22 protein-coding genes, 1 pseudogene and 1 riboswitch are annotated in these 26669 nt (G+C 41.1%); of the genes and pseudogenes, 4 read left to right on the top strand and 19 right to left on the bottom strand.

Features of this window, described 5'->3' with window-relative positions:
* Window positions 1-10 precede the first annotated feature (10 nt).
* Window positions 11-772, top strand: coding sequence for a putative porin (locus AC1M9D_RS06885; RefSeq protein ID WP_180028487.1), 762 nt, complete (start codon window positions 11-13; stop codon window positions 770-772).
* Between the two features lie 37 nt (window positions 773-809).
* Here the strand turns inward: AC1M9D_RS06885 and recJ are convergent, their stop codons facing one another.
* The 9 genes from recJ to AC1M9D_RS06840 form a co-directional block, all read right to left on the bottom strand.
* Window positions 810-2513, bottom strand: coding sequence for a single-stranded-DNA-specific exonuclease RecJ (recJ, locus tag AC1M9D_RS06880; RefSeq protein ID WP_481611803.1), 1704 nt, complete (start codon window positions 2511-2513; stop codon window positions 810-812).
* On the bottom strand, window positions 2514-3170 hold the full coding sequence (gene pdxH / locus AC1M9D_RS06875) for a pyridoxamine 5'-phosphate oxidase (RefSeq protein WP_092766509.1): 657 nt from the start codon (window positions 3168-3170) through the stop codon (window positions 2514-2516).
* A 14-nt stretch (window positions 3171-3184) separates the two neighbouring features.
* Window positions 3185-4519: a phosphoglucosamine mutase gene (gene glmM / locus AC1M9D_RS06870; RefSeq protein WP_035265813.1), complete on the bottom strand. Its 1335-nt coding sequence runs from the start codon at window positions 4517-4519 to the stop codon at window positions 3185-3187.
* 125 nt (window positions 4520-4644) lie between these two features.
* Complete coding sequence (gene guaB / locus AC1M9D_RS06865; protein ID WP_035265814.1) at window positions 4645-6111, bottom strand: IMP dehydrogenase; 1467 nt, start codon at window positions 6109-6111, stop codon at window positions 4645-4647.
* Window positions 6112-6288: 177 nt separating this feature from the next.
* Complete coding sequence (locus AC1M9D_RS06860) at window positions 6289-6654, bottom strand: YkgJ family cysteine cluster protein (RefSeq protein ID WP_035265816.1); 366 nt, start codon at window positions 6652-6654, stop codon at window positions 6289-6291.
* Window positions 6655-6868: 214 nt separating this feature from the next.
* Window positions 6869-7444: a TMEM165/GDT1 family protein gene (locus tag AC1M9D_RS06855; RefSeq protein WP_035265818.1), complete on the bottom strand. Its 576-nt coding sequence runs from the start codon at window positions 7442-7444 to the stop codon at window positions 6869-6871.
* Window positions 7445-7519: 75 nt separating this feature from the next.
* A riboswitch (yybP-ykoY riboswitch) is annotated at window positions 7520-7662 on the bottom strand.
* A gap of 89 nt (window positions 7663-7751) precedes the next feature.
* Window positions 7752-9734, bottom strand: a complete 1983-nt coding sequence (locus AC1M9D_RS06850) for a 2-oxo acid dehydrogenase subunit E2 (RefSeq protein WP_481611802.1) — start codon at window positions 9732-9734, stop codon at window positions 7752-7754.
* 2 nt (window positions 9735-9736) lie between these two features.
* Window positions 9737-12439 (bottom strand): pyruvate dehydrogenase (acetyl-transferring), homodimeric type, encoded by a 2703-nt coding sequence (aceE, locus tag AC1M9D_RS06845; RefSeq protein ID WP_481611801.1) that lies wholly within the window; start codon window positions 12437-12439, stop codon window positions 9737-9739.
* Between the two features lie 302 nt (window positions 12440-12741).
* Window positions 12742-13449: a M23 family metallopeptidase gene (locus tag AC1M9D_RS06840; protein WP_092766513.1), complete on the bottom strand. Its 708-nt coding sequence runs from the start codon at window positions 13447-13449 to the stop codon at window positions 12742-12744.
* A gap of 107 nt (window positions 13450-13556) precedes the next feature.
* Between AC1M9D_RS06840 and AC1M9D_RS06835 the strand changes: the two genes are divergently transcribed.
* Window positions 13557-14000, top strand: a complete 444-nt coding sequence (locus AC1M9D_RS06835) for a DciA family protein (protein WP_035265826.1) — start codon at window positions 13557-13559, stop codon at window positions 13998-14000.
* A 97-nt stretch (window positions 14001-14097) separates the two neighbouring features.
* On the opposite strand, the gene lpxC is transcribed toward AC1M9D_RS06835, so the two are convergent.
* The 7 genes from lpxC to murG all read right to left on the bottom strand — a co-directional run bounded on the left by lpxC (window position 14098) and on the right by murG (window position 22194).
* On the bottom strand, window positions 14098-15000 hold the full coding sequence (gene lpxC, locus AC1M9D_RS06830; protein ID WP_092766514.1) for a UDP-3-O-acyl-N-acetylglucosamine deacetylase: 903 nt from the start codon (window positions 14998-15000) through the stop codon (window positions 14098-14100).
* Window positions 15001-15123: 123 nt separating this feature from the next.
* Complete coding sequence (gene ftsZ / locus AC1M9D_RS06825; RefSeq protein ID WP_481611800.1) at window positions 15124-16302, bottom strand: cell division protein FtsZ; 1179 nt, start codon at window positions 16300-16302, stop codon at window positions 15124-15126.
* A gap of 163 nt (window positions 16303-16465) precedes the next feature.
* Window positions 16466-17728: a cell division protein FtsA gene (gene ftsA / locus AC1M9D_RS06820; protein ID WP_035265831.1), complete on the bottom strand. Its 1263-nt coding sequence runs from the start codon at window positions 17726-17728 to the stop codon at window positions 16466-16468.
* A 61-nt stretch (window positions 17729-17789) separates the two neighbouring features.
* On the bottom strand, window positions 17790-18644 hold the full coding sequence (locus AC1M9D_RS06815; protein ID WP_035265833.1) for a cell division protein FtsQ/DivIB: 855 nt from the start codon (window positions 18642-18644) through the stop codon (window positions 17790-17792).
* Between the two features lie 3 nt (window positions 18645-18647).
* Window positions 18648-19577 (bottom strand): D-alanine--D-alanine ligase, encoded by a 930-nt coding sequence (locus AC1M9D_RS06810; RefSeq protein WP_035265835.1) that lies wholly within the window; start codon window positions 19575-19577, stop codon window positions 18648-18650.
* Window positions 19578-19632: 55 nt separating this feature from the next.
* The gene (gene murC, locus AC1M9D_RS06805) at window positions 19633-21081 is read right to left on the bottom strand and encodes a UDP-N-acetylmuramate--L-alanine ligase (RefSeq protein ID WP_180028490.1); all 1449 of its coding nucleotides are present in this window, start codon (window positions 21079-21081) and stop codon (window positions 19633-19635) included.
* A gap of 15 nt (window positions 21082-21096) precedes the next feature.
* Window positions 21097-22194: an undecaprenyldiphospho-muramoylpentapeptide beta-N-acetylglucosaminyltransferase gene (murG, locus tag AC1M9D_RS06800; protein ID WP_481611799.1), complete on the bottom strand. Its 1098-nt coding sequence runs from the start codon at window positions 22192-22194 to the stop codon at window positions 21097-21099.
* A gap of 393 nt (window positions 22195-22587) precedes the next feature.
* On the opposite strand from murG, the gene AC1M9D_RS06795 reads away from it, so the two are divergent.
* On the top strand, window positions 22588-23805 hold the full coding sequence (locus tag AC1M9D_RS06795; protein ID WP_180028491.1) for an MFS transporter: 1218 nt from the start codon (window positions 22588-22590) through the stop codon (window positions 23803-23805).
* 19 nt (window positions 23806-23824) lie between these two features.
* Here AC1M9D_RS06795 and gshB read toward each other — a convergent pair whose 3' ends face one another.
* From gshB to AC1M9D_RS06780, 3 genes are all read right to left on the bottom strand, one after another.
* Window positions 23825-24763, bottom strand: coding sequence for a glutathione synthase (gene gshB, locus AC1M9D_RS06790; protein WP_035270267.1), 939 nt, complete (start codon window positions 24761-24763; stop codon window positions 23825-23827).
* Between the two features lie 132 nt (window positions 24764-24895).
* Window positions 24896-25789, bottom strand: coding sequence for a LysO family transporter (locus AC1M9D_RS06785; RefSeq protein ID WP_481611798.1), 894 nt, complete (start codon window positions 25787-25789; stop codon window positions 24896-24898).
* Window positions 25786-26496 (bottom strand): 2OG-Fe dioxygenase family protein, encoded by a 711-nt coding sequence (locus AC1M9D_RS06780; RefSeq protein WP_481611797.1) that lies wholly within the window; start codon window positions 26494-26496, stop codon window positions 25786-25788. Before AC1M9D_RS06780 ends, AC1M9D_RS06785 begins: the two co-directional genes overlap by 4 nt.
* A gap of 70 nt (window positions 26497-26566) precedes the next feature.
* Here AC1M9D_RS06780 and AC1M9D_RS06775 point away from each other — a divergent pair.
* Window positions 26567-26669 (top strand): annotated as a pseudogene (locus tag AC1M9D_RS06775) (IS5/IS1182 family transposase); the annotation flags it as partial.

The following is a 26669-nucleotide window of genomic DNA, read 5'->3' as shown; positions in this document are numbered from 1 at the left end:
GAGTCAATATATGTTTAAAAAAATTACACTTGCGACTGCACTTATTGCAAGCTTAGGAACTGCACATGCGTATCAAGCTGAAGTTGGGGCTACAGCCAAATTGATCGATCCTGATAATGGTAGCAATTCTGCAGGTTTTGCGCTTGATGGCACATATTATTTTAATCCTGTTCAAATCAAGAACTCTCCATTGAACGAAGCTGCATTTTTAAATCGTTCGAGCAACGTGAATGCAAAAGTATCTTATGACGACTTTGATGTAGTCGAATACTGGAATTATGGTGTTGGAATTGAATACTTTGTTCCAAATACTGATTTCTATCTAAATGCCAATCTTTCTCAGGAAACTCAAAAAATACCTAACACCCCTGATAATGATGTCACAAACTATAAAATTGAAGCTGGTTATTTCTTAGCACCATCTTTATTGGTCGCAGCTGGTTTACGTGGTTGGGATGATGACAACGATGATGGTATTGACCCTACTCTTCGAGCAAAATATGTCACTCAAATTGGCGCAAACGATGTGAATTTAGAGGCTGGTGCTGCATTTGGTGATTTAGATGAGTTCTCTTTAAGAGGCGATTATTACATTGATAAAACACTCAGCGTGGGTGTCGACTATTTCAATCAAGATTTCAACGGCGGATCTTTTGATGAATTTGGTGTAAATGCTAAAAAATTCTTCAATCAGCAAGTAAGTGTCGAAGGTCGAATTGGTTTTGCAGATGACGGTAATACCTTTGCTGTACGTGGTGCATACCGCTTCTAATCTTTGAGTGCTAAAAACCGCTCTAATGAGCGGTTTTTTATTGATGCATATGTAAAATGCGCATTTGTAAACTGGTATTGCCATTAAAGGTATTTTTATCCAGCTCATAGACCAAGCGAATTTCATTGAGCATCGGATCAAACTGATATTTATCTGCTGCGTTAAAGGCGATTGCCTCCACCACTTGACCATTTTCTAAAGCTACACGCAGTTTCAAGTGCACATCCTTAAGCCAGCGATAATCCAAAATTTTAAAAACTCCCTCGAATACAGGCGCAGGAAACTTTTGCCCCCAAGGACTTAAATTTTGTAATACGTCCACCGTTTCAATTTGGAAAGCTGATGCTGGCAACTCCCCATCCGTCCATAAAGTTGCAGTAAACAGACTTTCATCTTGACTGGCGATCAACTGCTCAAATACCTGCTTCAACTCAGCAAAATGTTCTTTTTTAATGGTTAGACCTGCAGCTGCAGCATGCCCACCAAAGTGACTGACAATATGTGGATATTGCTCAGCCACACGCTCAATCGCATCCCGAATATGAATTCCCTCAATCGAACGCGCTGAACCTTTGATATGAATGCCATCTTCATCACGGGCAAAAACGATACTCGGACGATGGAACTGCTCTTTTAAGCGTCCTGCCACAATTCCAATCACGCCTTGATGCCAATGTGGCTCAAACATAATTAACGCTGCAGGTATTGCATCCTTATCTAGCTGAATTTGATCTAATGCACTTAATGCTTCTTGTTTAATCTTGCCTTCAACCTGACGACGCTCAACATTGAGTTGATTCAGCTGTTCAGCCAAAGGATATGCTGTAGCCAAGTCGGATGCCAAGAGACATTCGATGCCAATGTCCATGGTTTCCATACGCCCTGCCGCATTAATTCGCGGTCCAATCACAAAACCTAAGTCTTGCGCTTTCAGTCCTGCAGGATCACGTTTTGCAATATCTAATAAGGCTGAAATCCCGGGGCGACATAATCCTTGTTGAATCCGCTTTAGACCACTGTCGATTAAGATTCGGTTGTTATAGTCCAAACTGGCAACATCGGCATAGGTCCCAAGCGCTACCAAATCCAAATAGTTAATCATTTGTGAAAAAGACTTGCCCATTTTTTTACGATGACTAGATAAATTCGCCAACACATAAAAGGCAACTCCTACTCCTGCCAAAGCTTTACTTGGAAACTCACAACCGAGTTGATTCGGATTCACCACTGCCTCAGCCATAGGCGTTGGCTTGGTTGTGAGATGATGATCAGTAATAATTACTTGCATGCCATGATCTTGGGCTTGCTTAACTCCATCATGACTTGAAATACCATTGTCGACCGTAATCAACAAATCAGGCGTAAAGTTGGCAAACGCAAGATCTGCTATAGCAGGTGTCAAACCATAGCCATACTTAAAGCGATCAGGGACTAAGTAATCAACATCTGCCCCCATGTCACGCAATGCAAGCATCATCAGTGCTGTACTGGTTGCACCGTCAGCATCGTAGTCACCGACAATCACAATTTTTTTGTGTTGATTGATGGCTTGGTCAATCAACTGAATTGCAGCATCCAAACCTTTCATGGTTGGCGCCAATAAATGTTTTAATTTCAGTTCTAATTCTTGTTCAGATTCAACGCCACGACGTGCCAAAATTTCGGCAATAAATGAAGGCACGCCCTGAAAATTTTCAGGGCGTGTTAAAAATGGACGTTGCTTGATTTCAAATTTTGGCATTTATGGCATCAATCGTTGTAATTTCCACGCACCGTCGATTTTTTCATAACACAAACGGTCGTGCAAACGGTTTGGGCGACCTTGCCAGAACTCATAATAATCTGGCTCTATACGGTAACCACCCCAGAAGCCAGGCTTATCTAAAGTTTGTTGATCTGCCACACGCTCATGCAAATCATTAAAGCGTTGCTGTAGCTCGTCACGGCTCGCAATCACACCACTTTGTGGGGTACTAATATGCGCTGCAATTTGACTATCACGCGGACGCTTATGGTAATAATCAGCGGATTCTTGTTCCGAAATTTTTACCACTCGACCTGAAATGCGAATTTGGCGTTCTTGTTCTGCCCAATAAAACAGAATTTGCGCATAAGGATTGGCTACTAAGTCGAGTCCTTTTTGGCTGTCATAATTGGTATAGAACGCATAACCATTTTCATCCGCACCTCGAAGTAATACGGTACGTACGTGCGGTCGACCATCGGCATTTGCCGTAGCCAATGACATGGCATACGGTTCGTGAAGCTGAGCTTCTAACGCATGGTTAAACCACAATAGAAACTGTTCATGTGGATCAGCATTCACTTGATCCTCATGTAATTCGCCTTTTTGATAATTTAGGCGCAGTTCACTGAGATCTTTAATCAAATCACTCATGAGTCAATCCCCGATTAAGCTGCTGCATTAGCACGTACAGCATCTGCCAAAGCATGTGCCAGTGCAGTCACTTCTTGAAGATTATCACCTTCAACCATCACACGAATTACAGGTTCAGTCCCTGACTTACGAATCAGTAATCGACCACGACCTTTAAGTTGCGCTTCGGCTTTGGCAAATTCTGCAGCCAATGCAGGTACTGAGTATGGATCAAACATTGCATCTAAACGGACATTTACAAGCACGTTTGGCAGTAATTTAAAGTCAGCAACCAACTCATGCAATGCTTTCTTCTGTTCAACCATGACAGTTAAGACTTGTAGGGCTGCAATAATCGCATCACCTGTGGTGCTCTTGTCTAGAGTTAAAATGTGACCTGAAGGTTCACCACCAATAACCCAACCGTTTTCCTCTAAACCTTGCAATACATAACGGTCACCAACTTTGGCACGTAGCAGTGGAACTTCTGCTTTTTCAAGTGCTAATTCAAGTGCCATATTGCTCATGAGCGTACCGACAATACCGGCTGGTTTATTGGCACTTTGTGTCGCCAAGATATATAGAATATGATCGCCATCAATCAGCTTTCCATTCTGATCCACTAGAATGACACGATCTGCATCGCCATCAAATGCAATACCCAAATCTGCTTGATGCTCAACAACAGCAGCTTGCAAACTCTCAGGATGAGTTGAGCCACAGCCTTGGTTAATATTTAAACCATTCGGTTCATTATGAATCGCAATCACTTTGGCACCGAGCTCACGGAATACCGCAGGACCCACGTTATATGCTGCTCCATTGGCACAGTCGACGACAATCTTTAAATTGTTTAAATCATAATGGTATGGGAACGTTGATTTACAAAATTCAATATAACGACCTGGAGCATCATCAACACGCACACTTTTTCCTAGACTCGCAATATCATCAATGACAATATCTTTCTCGAGTTCAGCATTAATCTCATCTTGAAACTCGTCTGGTAATTTTTTTCCTTCTGAAGAAAAAAACTTAATGCCATTATCATGATAAGGGTTATGTGAAGCTGAGATGACAATCCCTAAACTGGCATGCAAAGCACGAGTTAAATGAGCAATGGCAGGCGTAGGTAATGGACCCAATAAATGCACATAAACACCAGCTGCGTTTAAACCCGATTGTAAAGCCGCTTCTAAAATATAACCTGATAAACGAGGATCTTTGCCCATCACCACAATCGGTTTATTTCTTTTTGTTCTACGCTTAAGTACTTTACCCGCAGCAAACCCTAATTTGAGTGCAAACTCAGGTGTGATTGGAAATACACCGAATTTCCCACGAATACCATCAGTACCAAAATAACTCATTCATTCTCTCACTTCTTAGCGGGTGATTAACATCATCCTTTTTCAATGCGCACCACTTTACACCAAAATAAAAAAACCGTCATTTACATGACGGTTTTTTTTAAAAATTGTTTTATAACAGGCAATTAACCAACACGGTAATTCGGTGCTTCTTTAGTAATGGTCACATCGTGAACGTGTGATTCAGACATACCCGCAGACGTGATTTTCACGAATTTCGCATTTTGACGAAGATCTTCAATCACTGCAGAGCCTGTATAACCCATAGATGAACGTAAACCACCCATCATTTGATGCACGATGTTGCCCATTGGCCCTTTGTAAGGTACGCGGCCTTCAATACCTTCTGGAACCAACTTCTCAGCACCTGCTTTAGAGTCTTGGAAATAACGATCCGCAGAACCTGTTGCACCCGCCATTGCACCCAATGAACCCATGCCACGGTAAGCTTTGTAATAACGACCTTGGAAGAATTCAACTTCACCTGGTGCTTCTTCAGTACCAGCAAGTAAAGAACCCACCATAATCGTACTTGCACCTGCACCGATCGCTTTTGCCATATCACCTGAGAAGCGGATACCACCGTCTGCGATCAATGGAATTTGATCTTTCAGTGCGTTAGCAACAGAATCGATCGCCGAAATTTGTGGCATACCAATACCTGCAACAATACGAGTCGTACAGATTGAACCAGGACCGATACCTACTTTCACAGCATCTGCGCCTGCATCAAGTAAAGCCAATGCAGCATCGCCAGTCGCAATGTTACCGCCAATGACTTGAACTTGTGGGTAGTTGGCTTTAACCCAACGTACGCGCTCGATAACACCAGCAGAGTGACCATGTGCAGTATCGACTACAATCACGTCAACACCCGCATCAACCAATGCTTCAACACGGCTTGGAGTTTCAACACCTGTACCAACTGCAGCACCCACACGTAAACGACCTAAGTCATCTTTACAGCTATTTGGATAAAGCTCAGCCTTATTAAAATCTGTTACAGTGATTAAACCTTTTAGTTCGTTGTTTTCGCCAACAACAATCACTTTCTCAATGCGATTTTTTTGGAGAAGTGCCTGAATGTTTTCTTTCGATTCACCTTCGCGAACGGTGACCAAACGATCTTGACCAGTCATGATGTTGCTTACTGGCTGTTCAAGATTAGTTTCAAAGCGTGTATCACGACCTGTCACAATACCAACTACTTTGCCATCTTTCACCACTGGCACACCGCTGATATTGTTCGCTTGCGTAATTGCGATTAACTCACGCACAGTCGTTTCAGGGGTTACTGTAATTGGATCTTTCACCATGCCTGCTTCGAATTTTTTCACACGGCGTACTTCAGCAGCTTGCGCTGCAATATCCATATTTTTATGAAGGATACCAATACCGCCATTTTGTGCCATTGCAATTGCCATACGGGATTCAGTCACCGTATCCATTGCTGCAGACACAAGAGGGATATTCAAATTAATGCCGCGAGTTAAACGTGTCTTTAGAGAGACATCTTTTGGGAGAACAGTAGAGTAGGCAGGGAGTAATAGGACATCATCAAAAGTTAACGCGTCTTGAACGATGGTCAACATAACAGTCTCACTGGTAATTTCCGTGCGCCATTATATACAAATTTTAAGGTAAATTTCATTTCTTATTATCGACAATTTTATGAAATTTACCCATCACTCCTATTTTCATGCAATTTATTATCCAAAAAAATCATAATAAGAGCATATAAAACAGAAGCATATTTTAAATCATTCAAATTAACTGACCTGATCGTAATCCTCATCATTCGACGATGGAACAATTTCAATATCAATTAATGGGATCAGATGATGGGCTTGTCGAGCTTTGGCACATTGCGCATCTCCGGCTTGGACCTCTCTACACGATGAACTGCGAACCGTATAGATCGAGCAAGAGACCTGCTTCCCTATTTCTCCTTCTAGAGCAACGCATCGCGGGTTAGTTTGATTCGTCCCCACCATACAAGCATATACAGGGTTAATATCCTCAACCATCTCGGTAGGGATGTTCATCGCTTCCGCACCATAAAATGAAACACGGAAATAGGCACAACAAGCACCACAACTTAAACACGCATCCTGTGCAGAAATCTGAGAGAGCATTTTTAAATCTCTTAAAAATAATTTTTTAGTGACGAAATCCTAAAAAAACTTAATTTCAAAAACAAGATTTTTTTTATTATATTTATTTACTAATCAATAACTTCCATTAAAAAAATGCACCATTATGAATCACTTTCATGGTGCATTATTTCAATACTATTTATAAATAAACTAAATCTTTTGAAGATTCAGATCTTTATGCGTATACAACCATTTATAAACAATAATGTTGCACTAAAGTGCCCACACCAATGACAAGGAAAATTATTGCGCCAATTTTGTGAATCAAGGAGATAGGTAATCGATTCGCCAATTTATCACCAATAAATACTGCCGGCGCATTAGCGATCATCATACCTAATGTCGTTCCAGCCATCACCCACCAGATACTGTCAAAACGTGCAGCAAGTGCCACTGTCGCAATCTGCGTTTTGTCGCCAATTTCAGCCAAGAAAAATAAAATAAACGTCGCTCCAAAAACGCCAAATTTTTGCCATTTTTGAATACTTCCTGACTCATCCTCTAGTTCATCAGGGACCAGCATCCAAGCAGCCATAGCAATAAATCCTATTGCTAGAATCCACATGAGGATCTCGGGACTTAAAATTGTTGTAACCCATTGTCCTAGAGCAGCGGAAACTCCATGATTGACAATTGTCGCTAACAAAATAGCAATTAAGATTGGAACGGGTTTACGAAAGCGTGCAGCAAGAAGTAAAGCTAACAATTGGGTTTTATCACCCATTTCAGCTAGTGCGACGATACCTGTAGACAGAAGGAATTCATACATGATGTCTTTCTCTGGCTAGCATAACAAATACCAATGACCCACCATCCCTGCTAGCCAAAAATCCGCAGAATGGTAAATCAAAGGTCTTGCCAACAAAAGAAAGCTCAAATAGAGCTCATTTGGTTCTTTGCTATGATGACCATGCTCGTTTTAGAGCAAATATGTTGACCATCACCTGTTCTATTGCAGAACAGCGGCTACTCCCCAATGAAGTTTATCCATTATAAGCCTGGCTTTTTGTTTTTACAAATAAAAAACCCCACCGAAGTGAGGTTTTGATTCTGCAGACAAAATACGTTAAAAATATTTAGATGAGCAATGTACGAATATCTTTAAGCAGCTTCGTCAGTTTATTGGTAAAGCGAGCAGCATCAGCACCATTAATGACACGATGGTCATAAGACAATGACAATGGAAGCATTAAACGTGGATCAAAACCTTGTCCATTCCACACAGGTTGCATCGTTGCAGGTGAAATACCCAAGATTGCCACTTGCGGCCAGTTGACAAGCGGAGTGAATGCCGTACCACCAATTGCGCCTAGGCTTGAAATCGTGAAGTTGGCACCTTGCAGATCTTTCGGTGACAATTTCTTATCACGTGCTTTTTGACCCAACTCACCGAGTTCAACTGCGATTTGCTTAATTGATTTTTGATCTGGATTACGTAGCACAGGCACTGTTAAACCATCTGGTGTAGCAACAGCAATGCCCATATGGATTTCTTTACGCAGTAATACGGTTTTGCCATCATCAGACAAGTGACCTGCAAACTCACGTTCTTCTTTTAGCAAATGCGCTACAGCCTTGATGATGAATGCCATAATGGTCAGGCTAATGCCTTCTTTCTTAAAGTTGCCTTTAAGCTCATTACGCCATGCTTCAAGCTCCGTAATATCTGCCGCATCGAATTGGGTCACTTGCGGGATATAATTGTTCAATGACAACTGTGGAATAGACACTTGCTGTAAACGTGTTAACGCTTTTTCTTCTACACCACCAAAGGCATCAAAACTTGGTAATTTAGGCAATCCTGCTGGTGCAGCAACTGTCGGTGCAGCAGTTACAGGTGCTGGTGCAGTTAAACGTGTTTTCACATACGCAAAGATGTCTTCTTTCATTAAGCGTGCATGTGGACCAGAAGCTTTGACTTCTGCCAACACAACACCAAGCTCACGCGCCAACTTACGTACCGCAGGACCAGCATATACTTTGGCATTTGCTGCATTTTGCTCTTTGGTCAGTTTATCTGCTGAAGGGGCTGCTGTTTGTACAGGAGCAACCGCTGCTTGCGCAGGGGCAGCTTTTGGTGCTTCCGCTTTTGTAGTCACTGGTGCTGATACAGGGGCTTCTGTAACTGGGGTTGCTTGACCTTCAGCTTCAATCGTGACTAAAGCCACACCTTCAGACACATTTTGACCCAATTCAATATGAATTGCGGTAATCACACCTGTGGTGGTACTTGGTACTTCAACGGTCGCTTTATCTGATTCAACCACAATGATGCTTTGGTCTTTTTCAACCTTATCACCAACAGCCACTAAAATTTCAGCTACAGCAGCTTTGTCTACACCTAAGTCAGGGACAGCAATCTCAATTTTACCTGCTGGCGCTGAAGCAACTGTCGCTTTTGTTGATTCTGCAGGTGGTGCCTCTGCAGATGGAACAGTCGTCGGTGTAGTTTCTGCAGAAGCTTGCGCCGCGGTTGATGCTGAAGCTGCTGTTTTCACTTTCAGAATCACAATACCTTCTTTCACTGTATCACCGACTGAAATTTCAATCGATTCAACTGTACCCGCAACAGCACTTGGAACTTCAACTGTCGCTTTGTCAGACTCAACGACAATGATACTTTGATCGGCATCAATTTCGTCGCCAACCGCAACCAAGATCTCACCCACAGTGGCTTTTTCAACACCAATGTCTGGTACTTGTACATCAACGGTTTCAGATGCCGTTGATGCTGCTTTAGGCGCTTCCGCTTGAGATTGGGCTACAGGTTCTGCGTGAGCTTGTGCTTTCGATTCTTCAACTTGTGCTGTAGGTGCTTCAGATGACGTTTGCCCCTCCGCTTCAAGCTCTACCAAAGCCGCACCTTCAGCAACTTCGTCACCAAGGCTCACCAGAATACTTTTCACCACACCTGCTGAAGTGCTTGGCACTTCAACAGATGCTTTGTCAGACTCCAACAAAACAATGCTGTCATCGACACTAATCGTATCACCCACTTTGACCAAAATTTCAGCCACTGTGGCTTTATCTACACCAATATCAGGAGTCGTAATTTGCATGCTTAGTTCTCCTCTTTGTAGTCAGCTACAGCGTGAAGTTCAGGCGTTGTTTGAGGTGCCCAAGCGACTGGACGGTCAGTATCTAATTCAAAGCTAGAAATCGCATCCTTAACTAGACGCGCATCTACTTCACCCTCGTCAGCAAGTTTCTTCAATGTCGCAACCACAATATGCGCAGCATCTACACCAAAGTAGCTACGAAGTTTTGCACGTGTATCTGAGCGACCATAACCGTCTGTACCTAATGCTACAAATGGACGATTATCTGGAAGGTAAGCGCGAATTTGCTCACTGTAAGCACGCATATGATCAGTTGCAGAAACGACGATACCTTTCGTACCACGCAACTGCTTCGACACCCATGCTTCTCTCACATCTTCAGTAAGTGGATGTAAACGATTATATTCTTCGCACGCCATACCATCACGTGCAAGCTCATTAAAGCTTGTTACGCTATAGACATTCGAATGAATTTGATATTCATCACGTAAGATTTGAGCCGCTTTAATCACTTCACGCAGAATTACACCTGAACCTAAAAGCTGAACTGTGGCTTTTTCATCTTCCTCAAGTAAATACATACCACGTTTAATGCCTTCTTCAGCACCTTGTGGCATCGCTGGATGCTCATAGTTCTCATTCATTACAGTTAAGTAATAGAACACACGCTCCTGATCCACATACATGCGTTTTAGACCGTCATGTACAATCACCGCAAGTTCATATCCGAAACATGGATCATAAGAAATACAATTTGGAATCGTATTCGCAAGAATATGTGAGTGACCATCTTGATGCTGTAGACCTTCACCATTCAGCGTAGTACGACCAGCAGTTGCACCCAATAAGAAACCTTGCGCCTGTGCATCACCTGCCGCCCATGCAATATCACCAATACGTTGGAAGCCAAACATTGAGTAATACATGTACATCGGGATCATAGGAAGGTTATTGGTTGAATAACTTGTTCCTAAAGCAGCCCAAGCACTCATCGCACCTGCTTCATTGATCCCCTCTTGAAGCATATGACCATCTTTCGCTTCACGGTAATGCATCAACTGCTCTTGATCTTCAGGGGTATATTTTTGACCGTGCGCGGCATAAATGCCCAATTGACGGAACATCCCTTCTAAACCGAAAGTACGCGCCTCATCTGGAACAATTGGTACTACACGGTCTTTAATTGCTTTTTCTTTCAGTAGTGCAGAGATCAAACGTACCATCACCATGGTCGTTGATTGTTGCTTACCATTAGAACCAGCTAACACTGCATCAAATACAGACAACTCAGGAATCGCTAAAGATTCACTTTCTTTACGACGTGCTGGTAAGTAACCACCTAAAGCCTCTCGACGAGCCTTCATATACTTAATTTCAGGCGAGTTTTCACTTGGTCGATAAAATGGAACTTCTTCAAGTTGCTCATCGGTAAATGGCAAGTTGAAACGATTACGTACATATTTAAGCGATTCAAGTTGCATTTTCTTGATTTGATGCGTTTTATTGACCGCTTCAATTTCTTCAGATAAGCCGTAACCTTTAACAGTTTTCGCGAGAATAACCGTTGGCTGACCTGTAGATTTCATGGCTTCTGCATAAGCAGCATATACTTTGTAAGGATCGTGACCGCCACGATTTAAATTATCGATATCTTCATCACTTAAGTGTTTAACTAACTCTTCAGCTTCAGGATATTTACCAAAGAAGTGCGCACGTGTATAAGCACCACCTTTCACTTGATAACGCTGATAATCACCATCTACAGCTTCTTCCATAATGGCTTTAAGCGCACCAGATTCATCTTTAGCAAGTAGTGGATCCCAATGACGACCCCATACTACTTTAATCACGCGCCAACCTGCACCACGGAATAGAGACTCAAGTTCTTGGATGATCTTACCATTACCACGAACTGGACCATCTAAACGTTGCAAGTTACAGTTTACAACCCAAACCAAGTTGTCTAACTTTTCACGACCTGCCAACGAAATTGCACCAGTACTTTCTGGTTCATCCATCTCACCATCGCCAAGATAAGCCCAAACCTTACGATCTTCTTCTTTAATCAAACCGCGGTTCATCAAGTACTTTTGAATATGTGCTTGATAAATGGACATGATTGGACCTAGACCCATCGATACCGTTGGGAACTGCCAATAGTCTGGCATTAAGTACGGATGTGGGTACGAAGGTAAACCAATACCATCAACTTCACGACGGAAATTGTTCAGATGCTCTTCAGTTAAACGACCTTCCAAGAATGAGCGCGCATAAATCCCTGGTGCACAGTGACCTTGATAATAAATCATGTCACCGCCGAAGTTATCACTGTTGGCACGGAAGAAATGGTTAAAGCCAACATCATATAAAGTTGCAGAAGATGCAAAGCTGGCTAAGTGACCACCAAGATCGTCGCCTGTTTTATTGGCGCGAAGCACCATTGCTAAAGCATTCCAACGAATCAAAGCACGAATTCGGCGCTCCATATCTGGATCACCAGGCATTGCAGGTTGCTCTTCTACTGAAATCGTATTTAAGTAAGGAGTATTTAGACGCTGAATGGGAACATGTTTCGCAATCGCACGTTGATACAGTTTTTCAAGAAGAAAGGCTGCTCTTTCCGTCCCCATATGCTGTAAAACAGAGTCAAAAGCGTCCTGCCACTCTTGGGTTTCTTGTGCGTCGGTATCACCGTAATACGCCATATTACACCTATATTCATGCCTATTTGTATGCCCTATATTTAACATATTTTCGCGATACGCAGTTATGGCTATAAATGAATACGACATTAGACTAATATTTCGATAATAAATAGTACTTGACCATTTATTACACAAATTAACACTAAAACGCCAATTCTGCTGTTTTTTTATACAAAGCTTTATTTTAATCTTGAATTTAGTCAGGTGACCTGACTGCAAAAACGAAAATCGCCAAGACTATGCTTGGCGATTTATTCAAATGACTTAACAATGGATGTGTATTAATGAGGTTTGATAATTAATTAAGGCAACATCGCTAGGTAAGTTGAAGGATTTTTACGCTGACCATCTTTGACCACTTCATAATGTAAGTGAGGACCAGTACAGCGTCCAGTACAACCTACATTGGCAATATGCTCACCAGCAGTGACTTTATCACCTACTTTAGCAATTAAGCGTGAAGCATGTGCATATCGTGTGATATACCCATTACCGTGGTTGATTTCGACATATTGACCATAACCTGTGCCCCAACCTGATTTAGTCACTATTCCTGGACCAGTTGCATATATTGGAGTTCCTGTTGGTGCCGCAAGATCCAAACCAGAATGGTTTTCAGCACGTCCGCCCATTGTTCGGCCGCCATAATTTGAACTGACACGACCACTTGGAAGTGGGTGGGTCACTAACCATGAATATGCATTATTTGAAGAGTAACGATTTGAACTTGTCGTCGTAGTTTTTTGAGCAGGGTATTTACTATTAAGCAGCGCATTATTTAATTCGATTGGATCCGCCTTTGCTCGAACTTTCACATCGACTTGTGCTGTCGCTGGAATGTCCATGTCATCAGGATGACTATAAGAACCTTGTGATAGTGTTCTTGTTAACTCTTCCAATCGATCAGGATTGGAGGCTTGTGTGGCATCTAATTGAACTAAATCTGCAAATGCAACCGAAGCTGCTGAAGCTGCTAAAGAAAACGCTAATAAAATACGTCGCGTATACATATAAACCTCATTAAACTGTTCTTACTCAAGTCTCTTGTGTGATCTCTTCCTTGATATCGAAAGAAACAAGCGTTTAAGATTAAGACAAAACAATGTAGGAACAATGTATGTCAGAACCAAAAAATATGTTTCAACAAACAAGACAACACATAAAAACAGGAAACTTATCGTTTCTCACAAAGCAAGTTGCTGACTGGCAGAGACTTACAAAATTAATTCAACCGCTATTGCCCAAAAATGAACAATGGCAAGTTGTCTGTTATCAATACGGTATTTTGACCATCACCGGTGAAAATCAAGCCATGATTAGTCAACTCGGTTACCTTCAAAAACAGTATATTTCTCAGTTATCACAAATCCCTGAACTCAAAGATTTACAAAAAATCCAAGTTCGTCTTCGAGCAAAAAAAGAAATTCCCCAAACACAAACTGAAAATTCCAAAACTTCTTTATGTCCGACAACGCAAGAAATGTTACTCAACGCTGCTAGTTTTGTGAACGATCCTAAGCTTAGCCAAGCTATGATACGTTTGGCAAGCAATAAAAAGTAACAGGACCATTTGATTTAAACGTCATTCACTATTTTAAAGGCAAATTAAGTCACACTTAACAATGTTACACTATAACATTTAACCTGAAGACAATGACTTAGATCACACTTACATATTGAATTGGACAAGACTTTTCGTCATCAAATGTTACAATTTCATAATTAGATGGATCACTCTGAACATTGCGAAGCAGTTGATTATTGAGTGCATGTCCAGATTTGTAACCATCAAACTTCGCAATAATTTGATGTCCGAGTAAATAAAGATCACCCACCGCATCTAATATTTTATGACGTACAAATTCATCAGCAAATCGTAAGCCTTCTTCGTTCACGACACCTGAATCATCAACACCAATTGCATTCTCTAAACTAGCACCCAAAGCTAAATTATTCGCCTTAAGATAATCCAAATCTTTCATAAAGCCGAAAGTACGTGCCTCACTGACTTCATAAACAAATGTTTCCGTTGAGAAATCAATACTGGCAGACTGATATTCTTTGGCAAAGGCTGGGTGATCGAAATCAATCGTAAAATTAAGTTGAAAACCATCATGCGGATTAAAAATAGCGCGCTTATCGTCAATTAATGCTTCTACAGGCTTTAATATTTTTATAAATTTTTTAGGCGCTTCTTGCTCCATCAACTCACCTTGCATGAGTAAATAGATAAATGGACCGGCGCTTCCATCCATAATTGGAACTTCTGAAGCTGATACTTCAATAATCAGATTATCAATACCAAGACCTGCAATCGCACTCATAATATGTTCGATAGTCCCAACTTTGGCATTTTCTTGTACCAAATTCGAACACATAAATGCTTCTTGAATCAGCATCGCATTAGCAGGAATATTTACAGGCGGATTTAAATCAATACGACGAAAAACAATACCCCCATCAGCTACATGTGGTACAAAGTTAATCATTACTTTTTGCCCACTGTGTAATCCGATACCACTCGCTTTCACGACTCGTTTCAGGGTGCGTTGTTTCAACATGTTTCTTCAATATTCATCTAAAATCTAGTATACGTTAGCACATTTAGCCATTGATAAAAATCAAAAAGGTGGCATAAGCGCCACCTTTTCTGTTTGATCATCGTAAACACATTATGTTACATGTTATTTACGCTGTTGATTTTTAAGATAATCTTGAATGCTCATTGGTGCAGATCGAGGCGCTGCAGAAGGCTCAGGGGCTACACTCTCTTGATTCTGACGTTTACTGATTGCTGGAACATCATCTTCATCCAAAGCAGTAGCTTGTCCACCAACTGATGGGTTTACACTCACTGGCGCACGGCGCTTCACTTCCGTTTCATTCGCATTACGAGTTAAACCTGTCGCAATCACAGTAACACGGATTTCATCACGCGCATCTGGATCAAATACAGTACCAAAGAAGACTTCACCTTCATCCAGATCAACAATTTGATTGACAACATCTGTGATAATTTCAGTTTCACGTAAGGTAACATCATTACCGCCAGTGATATTAATTAAAACACCCTTCGCGTTCATAATATTTACGTTGTCAAGCAACGGACTGCGAATCGCAAGACGCGCTGCATCTTCAGCACGATCTGGACCACTACTCTTACCTTCACCCATCATCGCATAACCGCGTGTGCTCATCGCTGTTTTTAAATCGGCGAAGTCAAGGTTGATATGACCAGGACGCACAACTAGATCAAAGATACTTCGTACCGCGTTAAGCAAGACATCATCCGCTTTGCGATAAGCATCTTGCATCGAGATATCACCATAAACGCTAAGTAGGCGTTGGTTTGGAATGATAATCAATGAGTCAACATGCTTTTCAAGTTCTTCGATCCCTTTTTCAGCAGAACGTTGACGACGACGACCCTCGAAGTTAAATGGAGTGGTGACAACACCAACCGTCAAAATACCCATTTCTTGTGCTATTTCAGCCACGACTGGTGCTGCACCAGTACCAGTACCACCACCCATGCCGGCAGTAACAAATACCATATCTGCACCTTCCAGATGCTGACGGATTAATTCGCGACTTTCTTCTGCTGCAATTTGACCGACATCAGGATTTGCTCCTGCACCTAGTCCACGGGTACTTTGTTGGCCCAATTGGATTTTGAATGGCGCATTCATACGATCCAAAGCTTGTTTATCTGTATTTGCACAAACAAATTTCACGCCTTTGATATCAGATTGCACCATGTGTTGTACGGCATTACCACCACCGCCACCAACACCAAACACAGTAAAACGGGCTTGACCGTTATTATCGGTTTGTTCATCTTCTAAAAATTCAAATGAAGCCATGACCTTAACTTTTCCTAATAAATTTGGCAGTCACTTAAGCCCGTATACTGCCTTGATCTTCAATAATAAAAATTTGTTTTTAGGATGCGTTGCAATCACATTCTTGTCAAGCACATGAAGTTGCTCTTACAAGTTGCAAACAATACTCCCTTAAAAACTAAACTTAAAAAATACCTTTCAATTTGTTATTAAACGCATTCCAACCATTCGCTATGCGCTCTAATAATGGACGCTTATTCACTTCTTCAGGTTGCTCAACCGATTCTTGTAAATCGCTTTGACTAAATAACAGCAGTCCTGTTGCGGTAGAATACATTGAACGTCTTAATGCAGGTAAATGTTGATCATCCGCATATACTTGTAGCGGAGGGTTGCCTAAATGAGCAGAAACACCCAACATACGACGTGATAATGTGATCATACCCTCAATCTGACATGCATCACCACTTAAAACTACACCGTGATATAAACTTTGTAGCGCACCACGTTGTTGTAACTCATCACGCACCATAGAAAGAATTTCTTCGTAACGTGCAATAATAATCTCTGATAGCTCAATCCGACTGATCGCTTGAGGACCATCGATCGCTTCAAACTCGATCATATGTTCAGGTTTGACTTGCTGTAAATCAACACAACCGTAAAGCAATTTGAGTCGTTCAGCTTCTTCGGTCGTCGTTTGCAATACTGCGGCGATATCACGCGTTACATTTTCACCACCACGTTGAATGGTGTGTGCTAGCACTAAATGACCTTCAATATAAACTGCAATATTGGTTGTACCAGCCCCAATATCCAATAAGCATACACCATACTCTTTTTCATCTTTCAGCAATGCACCTTCAGCCGTTGCTAAACATGAAATCACCATCTTTTCGACAAAAATATTGGCGCCTTTCATTGCACGATCTAAATTTTGCATGGTGCTGATTGGTAGCATCATGAGTTGATAATGCGCCGTCATGCTATTTGCTGAAAGGTTAATTGGATTATGCACCCACTCAGGTGAATCATCCAACTCAAAACCCAATGGGACTGCACTTGCAAGATAATGATCAGAAGTTAAATGACTGGCTTTTGCCATTTCTAAAGCTTTAACCACTTCTGAAGTCGTAATGGTGCGTTCTGGATTAGAAATCGGTGTCCGGCCTGTCGCATAAGCACTTTGCAGTTCTGTACTCGGGATCGATACCCATGCTGAATGCACACGACACTCCGCCATATCTTCTGCTTCTTGTACCGCATTCTTAATCGCAGAGATCACTTTTTCAAGGCTAACAATTTTTCCTTTGTTCATGCCTTTATTTCGCGCAGTCGCCATACCGATGACCTGGATATTATCCGGCGCATGCACTTTACCAATTAGAACTGAAACTTTATGTGTCCCAATGTCTATCGCAACAACTGAGGGAACAGCCTCATTCATGATTCACTACCATTTTCTTCATTGTTTATATCTGGCTTATGCCTATTTTTAAAGCCACGTATTATGGCTTTGCAACTCTTGAATCTGCAATGTTAATGTCATTAATGGTTACAACAAACTGACCATTTATAATCTTTGGTGGTGTCGCATTTTTCCATTGAATCGCCAAGCCATTACGGTAACGTAAGTCAATCGCTGAAACTCTTGGCCAAACCACTTTCAGATCTGCTTGAGATAAGTGACTCAATCGTTGCAGTTTGCTCATGGTCTGATCCTGATCCACAATAATACGTAAACCCGAATCGAACTGCATAAACCATGTCCGACGATCTGTTAAATATAGCTCTTTCAAACGCAGATTCACTGGACTAAACAGTTGATTAATTTCATGATAACGTCTCATCATGACTTTTGACTGATCTGACGGACCATGCATAAGTGGTAAATTTGCGTGATTTCTAGAATATGCCTCTGTATAGACCACACCCTGATCACTTAACAGACGTCCTGTTCCCCAACGTGCAATCGGATGTTTCGGAATAACACGAACCTTAATACCGTCTGGCCAAGCTCTAGAAATGACCACTCGATCTACCCAAGAAATCTCTAATGCCTTATCACGAATTTGCTCAAGATCAGCAGTAAAATAATTGCCTGTAATGGTAGGCATTAACTGCTGTTTCACTTGACTAATTTCAGGCTCGGCTTGCAGACCAACCACATCCAAAGATGCTACCTTTGCACTGGTCATGACGCTATATAAGCCATAAATCCCGACCAAAAGTACACAACATGCAAAAATAAGCATGACCCAACCACCCGCATTAATCATTTTCTCTTTGCGAGTCGGTGGTTTGTCATGAATCGATGTAATCGCCGCACGTTTGCGACGCATCGATGGAGGTAGTTGAGCCATAACTTAGTGTGATTCTTTCGCTAAGGTTTGCTCTAAAATAGCCAAACACAAATCTTCAAAACTATAACCTACTGCTTGAGCTGCTTTTGGTACCAATGAATGACTGGTCATGCCTGGAACAGTATTCACTTCTAGCAGCCAAAATTGACCTTGCTCGTCCTGCATAGCATCAATTCTACCCCAACCACTTGCCCCAACAGCTTGAAACGCTCGTAAGCAAAGCGCTTGTAAACTTTTTTCTTCAGCTTCACTCAAACCACAAGGGATACCATATTCAACATCATTACGTTGGTATTTAGCTTCATAATCATAAAAGGCTACATCAGCTGGAGGTTGTAAACGGATGACTGGTAATGGTTGTCCGTTTAAAAATGAAATCGTAAATTCACGACCTGTAATCCACTTCTCAGCCATGACCACGGCATCATGTTGAGTCGCTTTTTTAATTGCTTCAGCTAAATCCTCTGCTTTCTCAACCTTACTCATGCCCACACTCGAGCCTTCGTGCACGGGTTTGATAATCAGTGGTAATCCAAGCTCTGCAACGAGTGCTTGTGCATCAGTATCTTTAGAAACAATGCGGTATGGCGCTGTAGGAAGTTCAGAACCTTGCCAAATTTGCTTGGTCTTTACTTTATCCATTCCGATAGCCGACCCCTGCACACCAGTTCCAGTATATGGAATATTTAACCACTCTAATGCGCCTTGGATTTGACCATCTTCTCCACCACGACCATGTAACACAATAAATGCACGATCGTAATTTACCAGTTCAGTCACACTGCGTTCTTGAGGGTCAAAACCCTCTGCATTCACCCCTGAACGTACCAATGCTTCAAGTACAGCCTTACCACTATCTAATGACACCTCACGCTCTGCAGATTTACCACCAAGCAATACAGCAACTTTGCCGAATTTAGAAGCATTTGACACGTTTAGTTCCTTAAACTTATAAAATTTTCAATTTAGCCAAATCATCAAACGACGATTATTTTAAATAGAGCTGGTTCTGAGCAAGCTCAATTGAAATTGCTCCAACGTTACCCGCACCTTGAGTCAATAACAAGTCATTTGCTTGTAACACTTTTTGTATCACATTTGGCAAATTCCCTTCTACTGGATCAATCAAGATTGGTTCAACATCACCACGCAATCGGATACTTCTTGCCAATGAGCGACTATCTGCACCAACAATCGGCTTTTCACCTGCAGAATATACTTCTAATAGCAGTAATTGATCGACTTGTGACAAGACATCAACGAAATCATCAAAACAATCACGTGTACGGCTAAAACGGTGAGGTTGGAACATCATCACAAGTCTACGATCAGGATGACTTGCACGCGCAGCTTTAATCGTTGCTTCAACTTCTTTTGGATGGTGACCATAATCATCAACCAGTTTGACCGTTCCATCACCTAACTCAAATTCACCTTGAATTTGGAAACGACGCCCTACACCACTAAAACTTTCTAAAGCACGAGCGATTGCAGCATCAGATACACCTTCATCAGTTGCCACACCAATCGCAGCTAACGCATTAAGGATGTTATGCAAACCAGGCATATTAATGGTTAACTTGAGTGGCTCTTTGTTTTTACGAAGCACAGTAAAATGTGATTGCATCCCTTCTTGTACCACATCTACAGCACGAATATCGTTATCTTCGTTAAAACCATAAGTTAAAACAGGTCGACCAATACGTGGCATAATTTCACGAATATTTTGATCATCGCCACACACTACGGCTAAACCGTAGAACGGAAGCTTCTGCAAGAATTGAACAAAAGTATCTTTCAAAACATCGAAGCTACCACCATAAGTGTCCATATGATCAGCATCAATGTTGGTGACAATAGCGGCCATTGGTTCTAAATATAGGAATGAAGCATCAGATTCATCTGCTTCAGCTACAATATAACGACTCGCACCTAAAGCAGCATTTACTCCAGAGCGATTAAGCAAACCACCAATCACGTATGTCGGATCCATGTTTTCTTCAGCAAGCATACAGGTCACCAAACTTGTTGTTGTGGTTTTACCATGTGTACCTGCAACCGCAATACCATGACGGTAACGCATCAACTCGCCCAACATTTCCGCACGACGAACTACAGGGATACGTGTTTCAATCGCTGCTTTAATTTCTGGATTTTCTTGGTCAATCGCAGTCGATACAACCAATACATTCGCACCGTTAATATTATCAGCAGCGTGTCCGATATGAACTTTAATGCCATTTTCTTCAAGCTGTGCAGTGGTTTTAGAGGCTTTAATATCCGACCCTGAAACTTTATAGCCTTGGTTTTTTAAGACTTCCGCAATCCCGCACATTCCTGCACCACCAATACCCACAAAATGGATATGCTTGATACGGCGCATTTCAGGAATTTTAATCAGGTTTTTAGCTTTATCAGCTGGGTTCGTTGAAGACATAATTTTCTCTAAAACTTACAAATCTTGAATTAAACCAACCACACGCTGAGTTGCATCTGGTTGAGCTTGTTGACGTGCTTTAACAGCCATTTCCGTCAACAATGTACGGTTCATGAGTGGCAATAAAACTGCTTTTAATGAATCAGGAGTGAGTGTCGCTTGTGGACAAATTTTTGCAGCATTAATATCTGCTAGGAATTTGGCATTCGCGGTTTGGTGGTCATCTACTGCACTTGGCAAAGGTACAAATACGGCTGCAACACCCGCAGTAGCAATCTCAGTGACCGTCAGTGCACCAGCACGACAGATTACAAGATCGGCATTGGCATAGGCTTCCGCCATATTTTCAATAAACGGTTGAACTTCTACCTGTAAATGATCAGGAGCATCGACATAACGTGCCCGCGTGCTATCAGCATGATTTTGACCACACTGATGATAAACACTTAAAGGAACATCTAATTGTTTCAGTGCTTCGGGTACGCGCTCATTCAATGCTTGTGCGCCCAAGGAGCCGCCTACAATTAAAATACGAATAGGTTGATTGGCTTTTTCTCGCTCTTGATATCGCCAAGCAGGACTCAATATCGCAGAAATTTCCTTACGTACGGGATTACCTGTAGTCACGATTTTATGATTTTCTGGAAATGTTTTCGGGAATGCCTGACAGACCGTTTTAGCAACACGAGCCAATTGGGTATTGGTGAAACCCGCTACTGCATTTTGCTCATGAATGATGACAGGAATACCAAGAATACGCGCAGCCAAACCACCAGGACCTGCAACATAACCGCCAAAACCAGCGACTGCATCTACGTTTAATCGTTTCATATAGCGCATTGCGCTAAGCGTTGCTTTTAAAATTTTAAAAGGGGCTTGCAGCTTACGGACGATTCCATTGCCACGCACACCCTGAATATCAATTTGATAAATTGGAATTTGGTGATTTTTAAGCAAGCGGTTTTCCATACCTGAAGGCGTTGCCAACCATGACACTTCGACACTTTGCTGTTGTAATTCCTGAGCAACTGCTAGGGCAGGAAATACATGTCCACCTGTACCTGCAGCCATCATCATGACATGTTTAGGTTGTTTATGCTGAGCTTGTGTCACGGTCTAATTCTTCAAATCTAAGAGCTAACAGAAAATTTTATATAAGGCATCAATTGTAATCACAATCGTATATCCATGAAAGTTTATTTACTTTTTTTCACGGACCCTTTAATTGTTTTTTTCATATGATTTCAGAGTTTAAACTAGATTTATTATGAGTTGTGCCTTTTTTATGTATTTTACCATTCGATCTAGTTTATAACGGACCAAAATAATGATTAATGTGCACATTAATCATTAACACAGTATTAGTTCTATTCTTCCTTCGTATCTGCGCTACCGCCATATTGGATATAAACTTATGTCTAAATGGTATGAGGCAACAGTTCTATTTATGATATTGCTATATCTCATTGAGATTCAGCTCGCGAATAAAAGGATTTTTAAACGCAAATGTCAAAAATATCATCTTATGACATTTGGATTATTTTGGCAGGCTACCTTGCTGCAATTCATGTCGGTAAACTTTCTGCTGTTATTCCAATTCTTCAAAAAGATTTAAATCTAAGTTTCACCCAAGCAGGCCTATCCTTATCACTGGTTCAAGGTGCTGGAATGCTATTTGCCCTGTGTATTGGTGCTGTATCTGAGAAAATAGGACTCAAAAAATGCCTTATTTTTGCACTCATTCTATTGGGGATGAGTAGTTTTGCAGGCTTATGGATTGATCATAGTGTTAGCCTTTATTTTTTTCGATTTATGGAAGGTATTGGATTTCTCACCATTAGTCTTTGCGCTCCCGCAATTTTAAAACGCCTAAGCACGCCTGAAACCATGAATTTTAAAATGGGGTTATGGAGTTCTTATATGGGAGTTGGGGTTAGTCTTGCTATTTTGACCATCCCTGTATTACTCGAATGGCTCAGTTGGCAACACATTTGGGCATTATTTGGTGCCTTGTGTTGGCTGGTTGCCTTGATGATTTACCATTTTTTACGTTATGACGATAAGCAAACCACTGTAACGACAAAGGCACTGAGCACATCAACCTCCAACTCTTTTTTATCTATTGTTAAAGTCACCGTGACCCATCCACCCATTCTCTGTCTAGCCGTTATCTTTGCTTGCTATACCAGTCAATGGATCACACTCACAGGTTTTTTACCCAGTCTTTATGTCTCATTCAATATGGATTTAAAGCTTGCAGGAATTTTGGTGTCAATGGTTGTATTATCTAACTTAGGTGGAACCTTTGGCGCAGGCGTATTACTTCAAAAAGGCATAGCTCCTTTTAAATTACTTCAATTTAGTTTTTTAAGTCTAATTTTATGTAGCTGGGTTGTATTTTCACAACCCTATTGGTTGATTTTTGAGTTGCAATATTTGTGCGCTATTTTGTTTTCTTTTATCGGTGGCATTATTCCGACGACCGTCTTTGCCAATACGCTTAGATACGCACCACAGGTCAATGCAGCAGCATCCAGTATGGGCTTAGTGCTGCAAATTTCTGCATGTGCGCAGTTCCTTGTTCCCCCAGCAACAGCAGCTCTCGTTTCGTCTTCTCACCAGTGGTCCAATGCCGCATGGGTTACCGTAAGTCTTTCCACCCTAGGACTATTGACCAGCTATTATTTATTTAAAATATATACGCAAAAAAAAGAGCCTATTTAGGCTCTTTTTTGCAGATCAGCTAACGTCCAGCTTCCAAAACATCAAATAATGTATCTGCGATAGAAGTACCAAATTGTGCGTCTATTTCACGTATACACGTTGGACTAGTCACATTAATTTCTGTTACATAGTTTCCAATGACATCAAGACCAACAAATACCAGCCCCTTCTCACGCAAGAATGGTCCAACTTTAGCAGCAATCACCTTATCATTTTCAGTCAACGGACGTGCTTCACCACGCCCACCAGCAGCAAGGTTACCTCGCGTTTCACCATTTTGTGGGATACGCGCTAAACAATATGGAATTGGCTCACCATTGACCATCAGAATACGCTTATCTCCATCCACAATTTCAGGAATATAACGTTGCGCCATAATCGGTTGCTGACCCATTTGAGTCAACATTTCCAAAGTTGAACCGATATTTGCCCCTGCAGCGGTTAAACGGAAAATTCCCATACCGCCCATCCCATCTAGTGGTTTTACAATCACATCTTGATGTTCAGCAATAAACTCTCGGATTAAACTTTGCTGTGAAGTTACCAAAGTCGGAACCTGCAGTTCTGGAAATTGTGTAGCGAACAGCTTTTCGTTACAGTCTCGCAAACTTTGAGGTTTATTGATAATCCACGAACCTTCACGTTCCGCTTGTTCCAGAATATAAGTTGTATAAACAAAGTTCATATCAAAAGGTGGATCTTTACGCATGAGCACAACATCGTATGCAGCTAAAGATTCTTTCTGTTTTTCACCAAGTTCATAATAATGATTATAATCCTCAAACACTTTAAGTGGTGAGATCAAACCAAAAGCTTTGCCTTGATCGATATATAAATCTTCCTGAAGTGCATACCCTAACTCATGACCGCGACGTGCAGCAGCCCAAAGCATTGCCATGGTCGAATCTTTTTTGAGGTTTACATTTTCGATGGGATCCATCACCACAAGTACGCGCATGATCTGTTCTCTATTTTATCAATGAAGCGATTATAACGAAGTTTAGTGAACGATCTACTGATCTATCAAAGGATCAATTGTATAAATTGAGAGAAGCTCTTTCCTATTTCTGCTGAGCATTAGAATTTATATTCATATCAAACTACTAAAAAAAATAATAAAAAACGGCGCAATGAACGTCAGGAAAAATCCACTGAGAATTGCAATTTGTACATCTAATGGTGAACAATTGTTTTTTACAAAGGGTAAAGTCGAGTCCATCGCCGTGGCACCACATACACCAATGATTGGCTTTGGATAACGCTGACCTAATAAATACAACAATGCAATCGCATAAAACTCTCGTACAAGATCTGTGATCAAAGCAAAAGTTCCCTGCTCAGGTCCTAAAACTTTAGCAACTAAAGGACCAGAAAGAGAGAACCAACCAAATCCACTCCCCATCACAACGAGTTCGACAAAAGATTGAGTCATGATATGACTCGTCAAATAAGCCGCAATAAATAGTGCAATGATTGAAAAAAATGGCACTTTAATATGATTCATAGTGAGGGCTTGAATTTTAATCGTAGACAAATCCACTCCGATTAAAAAAATCAACACATACAATAGTATCGCACTTAACATTTCCCCTGATAAAGTCTTGGGTAATAGCCAATATAGCCCCATCCCGATCAACACCATTCCAATCGCAATCAAGCATTCGGTAATAGGTTTGAGCATATCCTTGAATGATTTTTGGTGCTCAGCCTTAAAGTGGCTACGATTAAATAAAAGTCCAAAGGTAATCACACTTAAAACTGTAGAATAAATAAAAGCTTCAATTAATATTTTTGAACCAAGATCTTTATCAAACAAGACACTGCCAAATTGAAAGCCTATAGAGATGAGGAGCAACCACACCAAAAACGTAATTTGACCAACCAATATATTGCGAACTTGAACGTTTGCAGCTTTACCTATGCCCCAACCCAATATAAGAGAAATGAGAATAGGTAAAAGCGAAATTATTAAATTTTGAATCATATTTTTTGCTTTGTAAGAGAGAAATCAATCAAAATCATCCAGCGCTCACCAGCCTCAGCATTTGTGCCTTGATCTATTTTTCTAATAGGTGATACATAATGTGAAACTGCTGGATCGTGTACAGCAAAACTTTCAGAAGCTTGTCTCAACGTAAATTTTTGATAAATATTATAATTATTTACCTCATCTAAACGCTTATTTCTTTCCTGAGGTGATGCAATAAAGTTTTCACCTCCTTCAATGTTATTGCTCCTATAAAACAAATGAGCAAATGTGAATGGCTCACCATCCTGATGAAAACAATTAGGCGAACTAATTCCTAGCTGATCGGCATGAGTTGAACGCAGTTTGACAAAATGGACACCCACGTAAATTGGCAGATAGGCATTTTCCAAACCAAAAGTAAGTTGATAATCATCTACAATCAAATCATTAAGATATTGCGTAGATTTAGCTTCTTGGCTCAACGCGTTAAAATAACGAATCGACTGATGCTCGGGATTGTTCCCTCCCTGATCATATCCAGATAACTCCTGCCCTATATTATCACGCACTGTCGGCAACCAAATAGGCTTAAGATCTTTTTCCCAAGGTAAAATTAAGGCATTTCCGTATCTTCTAAACCTTTGAGTATGTGTAGGTGCAAAAGGATCTTTTTCAAGTTTTTCAAACTCTTTAGCTAGTAATAGTTTAGAAAAATGATCCACCTCTATAGATTTATAAGGCTTTGTTGCACAAACCTATCTGTAAAGGGTTTTTCAGCGATATAATTTTCAAATGAAGAAGCCTACACAAAATCTACCGCACAACCAATTGGCCCGCATATAACCGAGCACTCATGAGTCGCGGAAATATTGCCATTTGGTTTGATCCTGCTACG

Source organism: Acinetobacter sp. ANC_7682, assembly GCF_056779795.1.
The sequence above is the reverse complement of the archived record's forward strand: the minus strand, read 5'-3'. Positions and strand labels throughout refer to the sequence as shown.